A 15365-nucleotide genomic window follows, 5' to 3' on the forward strand; every position below is an offset into this window, starting at 1 on the left:
CTGTTTGAAAGTCCGCTTGTTTGTGCCTATAATAAGAATGAGGTGAGAATATGAAGATGGTTGAAACTGTACATAAAATCAATCAGCTGGAAGACCATTATTGTCACCACTGCCTGATCAAGAAAACGTTGCGCCAGGAAAGTAAGACGAAGGCGCATCATTATTGTATTTCTAAATGCTCAGTAGGACTGCAGATTAAGCAGTGGGGCAACAATCTTCAGTAAGGAGTATGCCATGAAAATCTTAAAGATTGAACCGACACCCAGTCCGAATACAATGAAGATTGTACTGGACTATAAGCGTGATGATAATAAAAGCAATACATATCGTGATATTGATAACCGTAATCCTGCTTTTATCAATGAGTTACTGGAAATTGAAGATGTGAAATCAATCTTCCATGTCATGGATTTTATCGCAGTCGATAAGTCACCTAAAAGTGACTGGTCATCACTTATCAATCAGATCAATCATGTTTTTGATGACCAGGAGACAGCGGACCCAGTCCTGGATATAGATACGGGAGAACATAAAGTGGAATTGCTGACTTTCAAGCAAATTCCTTATCAGATCAAAGTGACGAGTCAGTCAGGCGAGAAGCGTAAACAACTGGATATACGTTTTATCGATGCGATGCTTGATGCACAGAAGGACGATGACAATGTCGTGTTCCTTAGAAAATGGATGCCGTTCGGCGTTCGGTACGGTGAAGTGGATGATATTATTGCTTCAGTACAGGAGGAAGTCGAGGCACTGTTCCCGCAGCAGCGTCTGCAGACCCTTGTTACTGAAGGACTGGCGCTAGATTACGAAGTACAGCCGAAAGAACTGAAACGTTTTACAGTTGAGGAGTACCTTGCAGCTGACTGGCAGGAACGGTATCGTCTGCTGGATCACTTCCCGGAACCTGTTCTGGATGACCTGCCGTTACTTGAAGTGGTTATGCAGGATGACAAACCACAGCTGAGACGGCTTGGCATTGTCTTCCTCGGCATGATTGGAACAGAAGCGGTGCTGCCGCTTCTGCATACAGCGATGCAGGATAACAATCTGACGGTACGTCGTACAGCAGGTGACACACTTAGTGACTTAGGATTTAAGTCCAGTCTGCCTATCATGCACGAGGCACTGTCTGATAAATATGCCATTGTCAGATGGCGCGCTGCGATGTTCATTTATGATGAGGGTGATGAGTCCAGCCTGCCTTATTTAGAGCAGCATGTGGATGACCCTGCGTTTGAAGTGAGTCTGCAGTCAAGAATGGCAAAGGAACGAATTGAAAAAGGTGAGGCCGCTGTTGGTTCCGTATGGAAGCAGATGGCTAACCGAAATAAGGAGACTAAATAATGAATGCATATGAAGAATATATGAAACAGATGGTAAAACCGATGCGTGATCAACTGACAACTGAAGGATTCCAGTCACTGGAGACGCCTGAAGAAGTCGAAAACTATTTTAACGAAGTTAATGATGATAAAACAACATTCGTAGTCGTTAATTCAGTATGTGGCTGTGCAGCAGGCCTAGCACGCCCGGCAGCAGTGGCAGTTGCGACACAGAATGACCATAAACCGGATGCGACAGTCACTGTATTCGCTGGACAGGAACGGGAAGCAACTGAAAAAATGCGTGAATATATCGGACAGGAACCATCCAGTCCGTCAATGGCTTTATTCAAAGGTAAGGAACTTGTTTACTTTATGCCGCGACTCCATATCGAAGGCCGTCACGTTGAAGAGATTGCTATGGACTTAAAAGACGCTTTTGATGAGCACTGTAAGTAAAGTCAGAATCACATCACCTGTTAAGACAGATGATGTGATTTTTTCGAATATACAGCGCGCTGCTGAGCAGCTAAAAGAAATCGGTGTTGAAGTAGAGGTCATTTCTCGCATGAAGAAGACGATTAACGACTTTTTTAAGGAATCTACAATACCGCTGATCGTTATCAGTCATCAGTTGCCTCTATTATATTTCGACAGTACTTCGAAAATTGTATATCATGAAAATACCGGTAAGTTTAAATTGAAAGCGTTTTATAGACGAGGAGAAATTCCGCCACTTATCCAGATGATGGCGCGTCCTCTGGACACGGGTTTAAGCATTGTGGATTCAACGATGGGTATGGGGAATGATTTGATATTAATGGCAACTATTTTGGAAAAAAGTGAATTTCATGCTTACGAAACCCATCCGCTTATCTATTTTGTTATCTCTGAAGGGATTAAGCAGTTTCATCCGGAATTATCAGCTAGAATTACATTCCATTATGGCTTGGCAGATCAAAAGGTTCTGCAGCAGGCAGATTATGTTTATGCGGATCCAATGTTTGAGGAGACGATACCGCAGCAATCTGGCATGGAAGTTTTACATGATTTTGCCGAGCAGATGGATAGTACTTCATTTATCCGCTATTTAACTGATTATAGTGACATTGTTATTTTGAAGGCACATTTTAGAAGTCCGCTGTTCCAGCACTTTAACTTTGATGTCCAGCCGAGAAGAAACACGAAGACGCATTTTGGCATAAAAAAAAGCCGCTAAAGCGACTTATTCAGTGATCATCATACTGATCATATAAGCTAAAAGTAAGAATAAACCTGAAACTATCATCATATCTTGCATGTGAGTACCCCCGTTCCACATCTTAATAATCCCATTATAAGCGATTCACCAAAATTTTAAAAGAGGTGACTAATATGAATTCATTTGATCAGGTCTATCATGAACTCTGTAAGGAAGTACTGGCAACCGGCCGCTCGAAGGACGACCGTACAAAAACGGGCACATTATCAAAATTCGGCCATCAGATGCGTTTCGATTTATCACAAGGTTTCCCATTATTAACAACGAAAAAAGTTTCATTCAAGCTTGTGGCGACTGAACTGATCTGGTTCATCCGCGGTGATACGAACATCCGCTATCTGCTGCAATACAATAATAATATCTGGAACGAATGGGCATTCAAGAAATGGGTGGAGAGCAGTGAATATAACGGCCCTGATATGATTGATTTCGGTAGACGCAGTCTCACCGACGATGCATTTAATCAGCAGTATCAGGAACAGCTCTCTATTTTTAAGGACAGAGTGCTGCATGACGATGACTTTATGCTGAAATATGGTGATCTCGGCAATGTATACGGTAAACAATGGCGTCACTTTGAGTCAGGAGGTAAAGTGGTCGATCAGCTGAAGGAGGTCGTTGATAATATTAAGACGAATCCAACTTCTCGGCGACATATTGTGTCGGCATGGAACCCTGGTGAAATCGATACAATGGCGCTGCCACCGTGTCATACCATGTTTCAGTTCTATGTCAATGACGGAAAGCTCAGCTGTCAGCTCTATCAGCGCAGTGCTGATATTTTCCTCGGCGTGCCTTTTAATATCGCGAGCTACAGTCTACTGACGCATCTCGTTGCGAAGGAGTGCGGACTTGAAATCGGTGAATTCGTCCATACGATGGGCGATGCACATATTTACAGTAATCATATTGAAGCAGTAGAGACGCAGCTGACACGTGAATCATTCAATGCGCCTGAACTCATCATACATGGCGATCAGTCCCTGTTTGACTTGGATTATGAGGATCTTGAAATCAAAAATTACGAGGCACATCCCGCTATTAAAGCGCCGATTGCTGTTTAAGGAGATTGTTATGTTATCAATTATTGTATGTCACGATCAGAATTTAGTAATCGGTAAAGACAATAAAATGCCCTGGCATCTACCGGCTGACTTAAAGCACGTCAAGAAGCTGACGACAGGCAATACCATCGTTATGGGCAAAAATACATTTAAGTCACTCGGTAAACCGCTGCCGAACAGAAAGAATGTGGTGCTGACACGCGATGAGAACTTTTCAGCTGAAGGCATTGAAGTTATTCATTCACTGGAGGCAATCGATGCATTACCAGGACACGTTTTTATTTTTGGCGGACAGAATCTCTATGAGCAGATGATAGACCGTGTGGATGATATGTATGTCACTGTCATTGAAGCGAAGCACCAAGGCGATGCGTTCTTCCCGGCTTATTCATTTGAGGATTTTGAAGTGAAATCGATTGAAGAGGGGACCATTGATGATAAAAATCAGCTGCCCCATAAATTTATGTACTTAGTGAGGAAGAAATAATGTTCAGACTTGTAAAAACAGTAGGTGTGATTATAGGCTACGCAGCACTTGCCACAACAAAACTTAATGAAATGGATAGGAAGAAGGATTTACTGCCCACAGTGAATGCCCAGGATAAGTATATATCGCTGATGGCAAAAAAATGGGCTGGTCGTATCCTCGATTCGGCAGGTGTTATAGTAGAAGTAAGTGGTGATAACCAGAATGACCCTCAACCAGTGCTTTTCATCAGCAATCATGAAGGTAACTTTGATATTCCGGTGCTAGTTCATGCAATCGAACGTCCCTTCGGTTTTGTGTCAAAAATCGAAGTGAAAAAGATTCCCTTTCTGGATGACTGGATGATGCTTCTCAACAGCATCTATCTCGATCGCTCAAATCGGCGTTCGAGTCTCCAGATGATCAAAGATGGTGTTGCTTCCCTGAAGGCAGGACACAATCTGCTCATATTCCCTGAAGGACACCGCAGTAAGGGACAGGGTCTGCAGGACTTCAAAGCAGGGGGACTGAAGATTGCAAAATCAGCGGGTGTTGATATTGTGCCGATTGCCATCAGCGGCACATCTGACATTATGGAGAAGTATAACAGCAGACGTATGGTGCCCGGTCATGTTAAAGTGCAGCTACTGGAGCCTATTCCCGCTTCAGTCTTCAAGGAACATTCACTTGATGAAGTGGGTCAGATAGTCAGAGAAAGAATTGCTCATGCGCTTGAATCTTAAATCATTTGGATGGGTGCTCTTTGGACTGCTGGCTATTGTCAACCTTGCAATAGCCATCTGGGTGGTCTCAGTTTTGAACACTGAACCTGAGACTTTTAACGTCAAGGATACATCCTCACCGGGCCAGATTATCCTGCCTTCCTCGATGGTTAAAGGTGCCATAGAGGGGAAGAGTACCAAAGACATGCAGCTTGAACTAAAAGGAAAACAATTAGTGATTGAGCAGCAATCATCGTTAATGGGTCTGAAAATTAAGACAAATATTTTGACGACCCCTACTGTTATTGGTGATAATAAGCTTAGATTGAATATTAATGATGTGGAAATAGCGGGTCTGAAGCTGCCGATGAAACAGAAACTGAATCTCATCAAGAAATTTGGTCAGCTTCCGGATGGTGTTAAACTCGATGTCGGGAAAAAATGTTTCTATTATCAGCTTGATCCGATTAAATTTGGTGACAGTACATTAATACTGACAGACATCGATGCTGAGGGCTGGCATTTCAACATCAGATAGGAGTGGTTATAATGGAAAAAGCAACACTTGCAGGTGGCTGTTTCTGGTGTTTAGTTAAACCTTTTCATCAGTATGACGGTGTAGAAAGTGTGATTTCCGGTTACAGTGGTGGACATGTTGAAAATCCGACTTATAAGGAAGTTTGTACGAATACAACAGGACATAGAGAAGCGGTCCAGATTACATTTGATGAATCGATCATCTCTTATCGTGAGGTGCTTGAAGTCTTCTTTAAAACCTTTGATCCTACCGATGCAAACGGTCAGTTCTTCGATCGCGGAGAAAGCTATGAGCCGGCAATCTTCTATCATAATGAAGAACAGAAGGCGACAGCTGAAGCTTTGATTGCTGAACTTGACAGCCAGAAGATATTCAGCAGCAAAATCGTGACACCGGTGCTGCCTTATAAAAACTTCTATCCGGCCGAAGATTACCATCAGGATTTTTATCAGAAGGATCCTGAACATTACCAGAATTATCAGGCACGTTCTGGCCGTAAAGCCTTTATTGAACAGCACTGGGGGCAATAATATGTTAAAGAAGAATATTGACGAGTTAAATGAAATGGAATACATCGTTACACAGCAAAATGGCACTGAACCGCCTTTTCAGAACGAATACTGGAATCACTTTGAAAAGGGTATCTATGTGGATAAAATCAGTGGTAAACCGCTTTTCACTTCAGAAGAGAAATTTGATTCCAGCTGCGGCTGGCCAAGTTTTTCAAAAGCACTGAGTGATGAAGAAGTGATTGAACTTGTGGATAAATCACATGGTATGCTGCGAACAGAAGTACGCAGTGATTCTGCCAACAGTCATTTAGGTCATGTCTTTAATGACGGTCCGAAAGAGACAGGTGGTCTTCGCTACTGCATTAATTCAGCAGCCATTCAGTTTATTCCGTATGATAAACTCGAGGAATTAGGGTATAAAGATATCATCAATCATTTTAAAGGATAAGGGGAGATTTCCATGTTCAAAAAGTTATTTGGTAAAGAAGAAGTGAATAAAAATCTTGAAGTTGTCGCACCTATTACAGGTCAATATGTAGCAATCGAAAATATTCCGGATCCTGTCTTTGCGCAGAAGATGATGGGTGAAGGTTTCGGTATTGAGCCTTCTGAAGGTATTGTTGTCGCACCGATTGACGGCGAAGTCATCAATGTATTCCCGACTAAACATGCGATTGGTCTTAAAGCCGCAAATGGTGTGGAAGTACTGATTCACGTTGGTCTTGAGACTGTTGCGATGAATGGCGAAGGATTTACGACGAAAGTCAATGTCGGGGATAAAGTGAGCGTCGGCGATGAACTGCTTGAATTCGATATTAACCTCATTAAAGAGAAAGCAGCGTCTACCATTTCTCCTGTGATCATCACAAATGGTGAAGTAGTTGAATCTTTTGATTTAGTGGCTCAAGGTCAGCTTGACCGCGGTCAGACAAGGGTTGCTCAAATTTCAACTAAATAATGAAAAGTCATTCATTTTATCAATATGCACTGACGCAACGGGGTGCAAAAGATGAATACGGGGAATTTGCGGAGGCTGTATTTGATGATCTGATGTTTCCGAAATATGAACATGAATATCATCATCTATCAGATTATATCGAGAACTACGGCACAGCGATGATGAAACTGACCGTATTTGATGAACTATATCGTGATTATGAAGAATGGCGCCGTTTTTAGCATCTTCCTTATTGGAAGGTGCTTTTTAGGTTCAATCTTTTAATTTATGGTCCAAACTGTTAAAATGACTTATAAATATAGATGGATGTGAAAAATTTGACAAATGAACATAAAGAGTCTGACCAGCAGGAGAAAAAGATTACTATCAGTTTATTTAAACTGATTATCACTGTCGTCAGCGCCGTCATATTGACAGCGGCTGTTACGACCTTCGCGTTGATCGGCGGTAATAAAGCGACAGTGGATAATGAAGCCCCTAAACGTTCTGAATTTATGAAACTCTATCAGGTTTATGATACTTTAAGCGAAAACTATTATAAGGATGTTGACAAGTCTAAGCTGATTGATAGTGCCATTAAAGGGATGGTCAGTGGTCTGGACGATCCTTATAGTGAATATATGACGAAGGAAGAACAGCAGGAATTCTCAGATACAATGAGTGGCGACTTCCAGGGCATTGGTGCTGAAATGGGGCAGGACGGAGAAAAAATCATCATTACTAGTCCCCTTAAAGACTCACCGGCATACAAAGCAGGTGTTAAGCCGAATGACGAAGTTTTAGCCATCGATGGCAAGACGACTGAAGGGATGACGACGGTTGACGTCGTCAGTAAAATTCGGGGTAAAGCAGGTACACCTGTCACCCTCACACTAAAACGTGGCAGTGGAGATCCGTTTAAAGTGGTCATTAAAAGGGATAATATTCATATGGAAAGTGTAGAATCAAAAATGCTGAAAGATAAGACAGCGCTCATCACTGTGACGAAGTTCCAGGAAGGAACAGCCAGTGAATTCCATGAGGCTCTTAAAAAGATGGATGAAGCAGGAATGGAGAAGCTCGTTCTCGATTTCCGTAACAATCCTGGTGGTTATCTTGAAGAAGCCAAAAAAATGGCGGGTGAATTTATTGACAAAGGTGACATTCTGTTCTATACACAGACAAAAGATGGCAAAACAGAAGCCTATAAAAGTGAAAATCCAGCTAACCCTGTCACAAAGAGCCTGCCCACAGTCATTATAATGAATGAAGGTTCGGCCAGTGCATCTGAAGTATTTGCAGCTGCCCTGCGCGATCACGATAAAGCGCGTATTGTAGGGACGAAGTCATTCGGTAAAGGCATTGTACAGACGGCTGCACCTTATAAAGATGAATCGCTCCTTAAATTCACACAGATGAAGTGGCTGACACCGAACAAAACATGGATTCATAAGAAAGGGATTGCACCGGATAAAAAAATTGAACTGCCTGCTTATGCTAACAGCCATGTGCTGGATCCAGGAGAAGTCTTTACAATAGGTGAAAAGAACAAGCGAATTGAATCACTTGAACTTGGGCTTGAAGCACTAGGCTATGATGCAGGTAAGGTGGATACTGAATTTGATGCACAGACACAGGCGGCCGTTCAGAACTTCCAGTATGAGAATGGTCTTGAAGTAACAGGTACTATGCAGGGTAAAACGACTGATAAATTTACTGAATTACTTAGAAAGAAATTAGAAAGTGATGATCCGCAGTTACAAGGTGCTGTTCAAATGGTTAAAAACACGAAATAGGAGTGGATGAAGTGAAAATCGCATTTACAGGTGGCGGAACTGTCGGTCATGTAGCCGTCAACATGGCATTAATTCCTGAGGCGCAGACAAGAGAGATTGACTGTGTTTATATCGGATCCAAGAAAGGTATCGAGAGAGAGATGATAGAGTCTCAGTTTCCAGATGTACGATATCATGCGATTTCAAGCGGTAAATTACGCCGCTATCTATCAGTGGAGAATGCGAAGGATATCCTTAAGGTTCAAAAAGGTGTTCTAGATGCGCTGGCGATCCTAAAAAAAGAGAAGCCGGATTTAATCTTTTCTAAAGGTGGTTTCGTAACGGTGCCTGTCGTTATCGCTGCTAAAATACTGAACATTAAGACAATCATCCATGAATCAGATGTGACACCAGGTCTCGCGAATAAGATTGCACTTAAATTTGCGACGAAGCTCTATACGACATTCAAGGAAACATTGAATTATGTCCCGGCATCAAAAGCTGATTATATCGGTAGCATCATCAGAGCAGATCTGCTGACAGGTCAGCAGTCAGAAGGCTATGAGCTGACAGGCTTTTCGGCTGGTAAAAAAGTGATGATGGTTATGGGCGGCAGTCTCGGATCAAAGGTCATCAATGAGGCGATCCGTAAAAACTTACCGACCTTACTTGAAGACTATCAGATAATTCACATTACAGGTAAAGGCCTGAAAGATGAGTCGATTAATCAGGCGGGCTATAAACAGTTTGAGTTCGTCAAAGCTGAATTACCACATCTGTATGCAGTGACCGATGTCATCGTCTCACGTGCCGGTGCCAATGCCATATTTGAGTTCCTTGCTCTTAAGAAACCGATGCTGCTGATACCACTCGGTCTGGATCAGAGCAGAGGGGATCAGATTGAGAATGCAAAGTTATTCAATAAAGCAGGCTATGCAGAAGTGCTGGAAGAAGCACATATTGATCAGCTACCTGAAGTACTGAATAGATTAGAAGCAAGGAGCAGCGAGGTCATCACTGCGATGAGTCGTATGGATATTAGTTATACTGCTGCCACATTACTCGACAAAATATTGAAGGATATCAGATAAAGGAGCAAAAGAATGTCTCAAATGCAACGTATCTCACTCGTTCTCGTCTTTTCATTTATTTTCGGACTCATTGCCTTTTTCCATGAATCCCGTCTCGGTAAATGGATTGATACTGAAGTCTATGAGTTTATCTACTCATCAGAAAGTTTTATTACGACATCCATCATGCTGGGTTATACACAGATAGGTGAAGTGTGGTCGATGATTTTACTCTCACTTCTTGTCGTCTGTTATTTCATGCTGAAACGCATGAAGATAGAAGCATTGTTTTTCGCATTAGCGATGATGCTGTCAGGCGCATTGAATCCGCTTCTTAAAAATATCTTCGACCGTGAACGTCCAACGCTTCTGCGTCTGATTGATATTACCGGTTTCAGTTTTCCGAGCGGTCATGCGATGGGATCGGCCACATTCTTTGGTAGTCTGGCATTTTTGATCAGTAGAAGCCAGTCACCACTCAAACCTTATATCATTGGCCTATGTGTCTTCACTGTGCTGATGATTTCAAGTTCACGTGTATATTTAGGTGTTCATTATCCGACTGATGTCATTGCGGGTATGCTGGGCGGTGTCATCTGTATTTTATTGACACAAATTTTTATGCATAAACTAATTGACAATCGTTCTCAATAAGATATAATAGTAATTGAAATTGATTCTCAATTAAAGAGTTCCCCCTCTATTTCATGAATCAGTTTCAGAGTAACCCCCTTTATGCCCATATAAAACCTGACAGTGATGTCAGGTTTTTTTGTTTTATAAAGACTGTTCTGCTATGATTTGATTATAAAATGAGGTGATTGCATGAGAAAGATATTGATTATTGAGGATGAGCACAACCTCGCTCGATTTATAGAGCTTGAGCTGATGCATGAAAATTACGAGGTACAGATCGCGAATGATGGAGAAGCAGGATTGCACCAGGCGCTTCACGAGGATTATGGCTGTATTCTGCTTGATCTGATGCTGCCGAGAATGAATGGTCTCGAAGTATGCAGGCAGCTGCGAAAAGTAAAAGATACACCTATTATTATGATCACTGCTAAAGGGGATACACAAGATAAAGTGACCGGGCTCGATTACGGTGCGGACGACTATATCGTTAAACCGTTTGATATAGAGGAACTGCTCGCAAGACTCCGTGTTATTATGCGACGTCAGGAATTGAGTGAAACCTTGCGCATCGGCGAGCTGTCGATTGACGAAGATGCTTTTAAAGTTTATGTCGGTGCTACTAATCTTGAACTGACTAAAACAGAATTTGAACTGCTGAAGTTACTTGCAGAACACCGTAATCATGTGATGACACGGGAACAGATACTGACACATGTCTGGGGCTATGACAGCGAAGTGGAGACCAATGTGGTTGATGTCTATATCAGATATATCCGTAATAAATTAAAGCCTTTTAATTTACACAGCATGATTGAAACAGTCAGAGGGGTCGGGTACGTCATTCGATGAAGAAATCGACATCACTTAAAACCCAGTGGATGTTGACGACGACGAGCGTCACTTTTGTGATCTTTATGCTGTTCAGTCTGATCATTATTATGATTATTGCGCTCCTTTTCAAAGATCAGGAAACACAGAATGTCACACGCAGCACGATTGAGGTCGGTAAATACCTTGAGAAAGAAGGTGCTCCAATCAGTCGCTATGATATTATCGAGACGTTATCACCCGGTCAGAGAGCTGTTATCTACACTGCGGATGGTCGTCTCCTTGCTTCCGTTAGCTTTGATGATACAGTCCCTTTCACACCGTCGAATGATTTAGTGCGTAATCAGCTCATACAGGTGGAGGATAAGGATAAAAGCTATTTAATTTATACGACACCTGTGAATTCCGAGAGGTTTACCGGTCATGTATCTGTGGTGCATTCGCTTGATTCATATCAGGCAAATTTACAGGTGGTCATTTTATTCGCTTCTATTTTCGGGGTGATTGCACTGTTTATCACTGCAGTGGTCAGCTATTTCTTCTCAAATCAGATTACGAAGCCTATTCGCCGAATTTCAGATCAGATGAAGCAGATTCAGCGAGATGGATTCCAGAACCGTCTTGTCATGCCTAGAGGCTACTATGAGACGGATGACATGATTGAGACATTCAATGAGATGATGCTACAGCTCGAAAATTCCTTTAATCAGCAGAAACAGTTTGTTGAGGATGCTTCTCACGAACTGCGAACCCCGCTGCAGATTATTAAGGGTCACCTTAACCTCATTAAACGATGGGGTAAGAATAAGCCTGAAGTTCTGGAGGAATCTCTTGAAATTTCTCTTTCAGAAATGAATCGTATTACCTCTCTTGTAGAAGAACTGCTGCTACTGACAAAAGAGGTAGGGGCGCATACTCATCTGGAACCTGAACAGGTGGATATCAATGATGAAATCTCTTCCAGACTGAGATCACTCGCTAATCTTCACCCTGATTATCAGTTTGAATATCATTCACCGCATAAAGTCATTAATCTTACTATCAATCGGTTTCACTTTGAACAGCTGATGCTGATCTTTCTTGATAATGCGATTAAATATGATCAAGGCAGAAAGCATATCATCATCCGCTCCTCGAAGAAGAACAAGTTGATTCAGATTGAAATCATCGACCATGGCACTGGCATACCTGAAGAAGATCTTCCTTTTGTCTTTGATCGTTTTTACCGGGTGGATAAATCACGTTCAAGAGAGATGGGTGGCAATGGACTCGGTCTGTCAATCGCCAAGAAGATAGTCGAAAGCTACCAAGGAACTGTTCATATTGAAAGTGAACGACAGCGATTTACTAAAGTTATCATTCAGTTTCCTGATAAAGGCTAAAAAATAAAGTATTCACTCTTCAAAATGAATATGCACAATGCTAAAATAGAAATTGGAAACGTTTTATCACTATAAAATAAGGGGGAACCAGCATGAACAACAACCAATTTGAAGAAGCACCCGTTCGTTTCGGTGCTAATCTAGGTTATCTGCTGGAAATGGCGGATCAATACAAAGAAAATCCGACATCGGTTACAGAGGAGATGCAGGCTTTATTTTCAGTGCTGTCATCTGGTGGTTCAGTAAGTGGATTGAATGCAGAGAAAATTAAAGCTGTGATTCAATTGATTGATAATATTAGACAATATGGGCATCTTAAAGGTGATATATATCCATTATATAAACCCGTGCGTGAGAACCTGCCTAAACTTACGCCCGAAGATTTTAATCTGACGCAGTCTGATCTTGAGCAGCTGCCTGCCAGTCTGGTATCTGAGGAGATGGCTGGGAAATATAACAATGCATTTGAAGCGGTTAATCATCTCAATCAAATCTACATGGACACAATCGGCTATGAAATGTCGCACATCAATAATGCAGAAGAACGTGACTGGCTGAAAAATACAATTGAAGCAGGGGCTAGAAGCACATTATCCAAGGATGAGAAACTCGCTTTGCTGAAAAGCCTTGCTCATGTAGAAGGATTCGAGAAATATATCCATAAAAACTTTGTCGGTGCAAAACGCTTCTCAATTGAAGGCGTGGATGCACTCGTACCAATGCTGGAAAAAGTGATGGCGCTTGCCAGTGAGAATGATATACAGAATGTTCAGGTCGGTATGGCGCACCGAGGACGTCTGAATGTCCTGACGCATATCCTTGAGAAGCCTTATGCAATGATGTTGTCTGAGTTCATGCATACAGACCCACTTAAGTTCCTGCCGGAAGATGGCAGTCTGGAAATTACAAAGGGATGGACCGGCGATGTGAAATATCATCTCGGGGGCACAAAGAAAACGACACGTTACGGCAGTGAACAGATTGTTGAACTCGCGAACAATCCGAGTCATCTGGAAATCGTTGCACCGGTTGTACTGGGTAAAACACGTGCTGAACAGGATGATACATCAGGTCATGAGCCAGAACAGAATTGTAACCGTGCGATGGCTGTACTCATACACGGTGATGCAGCATTCCCTGGGCAAGGTATCAATTTTGAAAGTCTGAATCTCAGTAATTTAGATGGCTACTCGACGGGTGGTTCCCTCCATATTATTACGAATAACCGGGTCGGTTTCACGACAGAATCATATGACTCACGTTCGACACTTTATGCAACTGATGTCGCTAAAGGCTATGATATGCCGATTGTTCATGTCAATGCTGATGACATTGAAGCATGTATCGATGTCATTATTATGGCAATGAAATTCCGTCAGACCTTCAATAAGGACTTTGTTATTGACCTCATCGGTTACCGTCGTTATGGTCATAATGAGATGGATGAGCCATCTGTGACGAATCCGATGCTCTATAAGGAAGTAAAGGCCCATCCTTCTATTGAGATTAAATACGGTAAGGAACTCGTAGCTGAAGGTGTTCTGACTGAGGATGAAATGAATCAGATCTTCAAAGACATAGAAGATGAAATCAGAACAGCACATCATGCCATCGACAAGAGTGAACAAGTGCTGGATAGTGAGATGCATGTGCCGCAATCTGTAGCTGAAGGACAGCCTGATATTGAGACGGGTGTTGACCGTACAAGACTTGAACAGCTGAATGACAATATGCTGACGTATCCTGAAGGATTTACTCCGTTCAGTAAATTAACAAAAATTCTGGAACGTCGTCACGATCCATTTAAGAAAGAGGGTCTTGTAGACTGGGGTCATGCAGAGCTTCTGGCATTCGGTACTATTATTCAGGATGGTAAGCCGGTTCGTCTGACAGGTCAGGATTCAGAGCGGGGTACATTCGCTCAGCGTCACGCAGTGCTCAGTGATGAAAATTCCGGTGATAAATACACACCACTTAAACATATTGAAGGGGCAAAGGCCTCATTTGATATTCATAACTCTCCTTTATCAGAAGCGGCAGTTGTCGGTTTTGAATACGGATATAACCTTCAGAATAAAAATGCAATGACCGTCTGGGAAGCACAGTACGGTGATTTCTCCAATATGGCACAGATGATTTTTGATAATTTCATTTCAAGCGCAAATGCGAAATGGGGCGAGACGACAGGTATGACTCTACTGCTGCCTCACGCATATGAAGGACAGGGACCTGAACATTCGTCTGCACGTCTAGAACGTTATCTGCAGCTGGCAGCTGAAAATAACTGGACAGTCGCTAATCTGACTAGTACATCCAACTACTTCCATCTGCTTAGAAAACAGGCGCATTATCTGAATACAGACAAGATGCGTCCGCTTGTCATCATGACGCCGAAAAGTCTGCTGAGAAATACATTTGTTTCTAGACCGGTGACAGAATTTACGGAAGGTCACTTCAGACCCATTATTGTGGATGACTACAAAAAGACAAAGGTAAAAAAAGTACTGATTGCAAGTGGTAAAGTAGCGATCGATCTATATACAGAACTGCAGAAAGCACCGAATGATGAGATTGTACTCGTTCGACTGGAGCAGCTATATCCGCTTCCTGAAGAAGAAATACAGGCTGTACTAAATGATTTCAAAAACTCAGTTGAAATTGGTTTTGTGCAGGAAGAACCTCAGAACCAGGGTGCTTGGCATTATATCTATCCTGAACTTGAGAAACTGGCTGCAGGAAAGACAATCAAGTATTACGGCAGAGTAAAGCGCTCAAGCCCATCTGAAGGTGACAACGAAGTACATAAGCTTGTCCAGTCCGCTATCATACAGAATGCGTTAACAATTTAA

The 15365-nt window shown here is 42.2% G+C and carries 18 protein-coding genes; all 18 read left to right on the forward strand.

All coding sequences use genetic code 11. The annotated features are described in order from the left end of the window. Positions 1-50 precede the first annotated feature (50 nt). The 18 genes from ERX37_RS02785 to ERX37_RS02870 all read left to right on the forward strand — a co-directional run bounded on the left by ERX37_RS02785 (position 51) and on the right by ERX37_RS02870 (position 15365). Positions 51-224: a zinc-finger domain-containing protein gene (locus ERX37_RS02785; RefSeq protein WP_133429113.1), complete on the forward strand. Its 174-nt coding sequence runs from the start codon at positions 51-53 to the stop codon at positions 222-224. 10 nt (positions 225-234) lie between these two features. Next, positions 235-1347, forward strand: a complete 1113-nt coding sequence (locus tag ERX37_RS02790) for a virulence factor (RefSeq protein ID WP_133429114.1) — start codon at positions 235-237, stop codon at positions 1345-1347. Next, entirely contained in the window at positions 1347-1784 is a 438-nt protein-coding gene (gene brxA / locus ERX37_RS02795; protein ID WP_133429115.1) for a bacilliredoxin BrxA, read from the forward strand. Before ERX37_RS02790 ends, brxA begins: the two co-directional genes overlap by 1 nt. Next, positions 1768-2544 carry a class I SAM-dependent methyltransferase gene (locus ERX37_RS02800; RefSeq protein ID WP_133429116.1) on the forward strand — a complete coding sequence of 259 codons (777 nt, stop codon included), beginning with the start codon at positions 1768-1770 and terminating at the stop codon, positions 2542-2544. Before brxA ends, ERX37_RS02800 begins: the two co-directional genes overlap by 17 nt. A 155-nt stretch (positions 2545-2699) precedes the next feature. Then, positions 2700-3650, forward strand: coding sequence for a thymidylate synthase (locus tag ERX37_RS02805; protein WP_133429117.1), 951 nt, complete (start codon positions 2700-2702; stop codon positions 3648-3650). A gap of 10 nt (positions 3651-3660) precedes the next feature. Then, the gene (locus ERX37_RS02810; RefSeq protein WP_133429118.1) at positions 3661-4137 is read left to right on the forward strand and encodes a dihydrofolate reductase; all 477 of its coding nucleotides are present in this window, start codon (positions 3661-3663) and stop codon (positions 4135-4137) included. Further along, entirely contained in the window at positions 4137-4859 is a 723-nt protein-coding gene (locus ERX37_RS02815; RefSeq protein WP_133429119.1) for a lysophospholipid acyltransferase family protein, read from the forward strand. Before ERX37_RS02810 ends, ERX37_RS02815 begins: the two co-directional genes overlap by 1 nt. Further along, positions 4843-5376 carry a DUF2140 family protein gene (locus ERX37_RS02820; RefSeq protein WP_133429120.1) on the forward strand — a complete coding sequence of 178 codons (534 nt, stop codon included), beginning with the start codon at positions 4843-4845 and terminating at the stop codon, positions 5374-5376. Before ERX37_RS02815 ends, ERX37_RS02820 begins: the two co-directional genes overlap by 17 nt. A gap of 11 nt (positions 5377-5387) precedes the next feature. After that, complete coding sequence (msrA, locus tag ERX37_RS02825) at positions 5388-5906, forward strand: peptide-methionine (S)-S-oxide reductase MsrA (protein WP_133429121.1); 519 nt, start codon at positions 5388-5390, stop codon at positions 5904-5906. A 1-nt stretch (position 5907) separates the two neighbouring features. Further along, positions 5908-6336 (forward strand): peptide-methionine (R)-S-oxide reductase MsrB, encoded by a 429-nt coding sequence (gene msrB / locus ERX37_RS02830; protein ID WP_133429122.1) that lies wholly within the window; start codon positions 5908-5910, stop codon positions 6334-6336. Positions 6337-6348: 12 nt separating this feature from the next. Then, a complete protein-coding gene (locus ERX37_RS02835; RefSeq protein WP_133429123.1) occupies positions 6349-6846 on the forward strand; it encodes a PTS sugar transporter subunit IIA in 498 nt (165 codons plus the stop codon). Next, the gene (locus ERX37_RS02840; RefSeq protein ID WP_133429124.1) at positions 6846-7067 is read left to right on the forward strand and encodes a YozE family protein; all 222 of its coding nucleotides are present in this window, start codon (positions 6846-6848) and stop codon (positions 7065-7067) included. Before ERX37_RS02835 ends, ERX37_RS02840 begins: the two co-directional genes overlap by 1 nt. A 96-nt stretch (positions 7068-7163) precedes the next feature. Next, positions 7164-8621, forward strand: a complete 1458-nt coding sequence (locus tag ERX37_RS02845; protein ID WP_165981954.1) for a S41 family peptidase — start codon at positions 7164-7166, stop codon at positions 8619-8621. A gap of 11 nt (positions 8622-8632) precedes the next feature. After that, positions 8633-9691, forward strand: coding sequence for an undecaprenyldiphospho-muramoylpentapeptide beta-N-acetylglucosaminyltransferase (locus ERX37_RS02850; RefSeq protein WP_133429126.1), 1059 nt, complete (start codon positions 8633-8635; stop codon positions 9689-9691). A 12-nt stretch (positions 9692-9703) separates the two neighbouring features. Then, positions 9704-10324, forward strand: coding sequence for a phosphatase PAP2 family protein (locus ERX37_RS02855; RefSeq protein WP_133429127.1), 621 nt, complete (start codon positions 9704-9706; stop codon positions 10322-10324). A 171-nt stretch (positions 10325-10495) separates the two neighbouring features. Further along, entirely contained in the window at positions 10496-11155 is a 660-nt protein-coding gene (locus ERX37_RS02860) for a response regulator transcription factor (RefSeq protein WP_133429128.1), read from the forward strand. Beyond that, a complete protein-coding gene (locus ERX37_RS02865) occupies positions 11152-12516 on the forward strand; it encodes a HAMP domain-containing sensor histidine kinase (protein WP_133429129.1) in 1365 nt (454 codons plus the stop codon). The genes ERX37_RS02860 and ERX37_RS02865 overlap by 4 nt, the downstream gene beginning before the upstream one ends. A gap of 92 nt (positions 12517-12608) precedes the next feature. Further along, positions 12609-15365 (forward strand): 2-oxoglutarate dehydrogenase E1 component, encoded by a 2757-nt coding sequence (locus ERX37_RS02870; RefSeq protein WP_133429130.1) that lies wholly within the window; start codon positions 12609-12611, stop codon positions 15363-15365.

The organism is Macrococcus hajekii (assembly GCF_004359505.1).
GTDB classification, from domain to species: domain Bacteria; phylum Bacillota; class Bacilli; order Staphylococcales; family Staphylococcaceae; genus Macrococcus; species Macrococcus hajekii.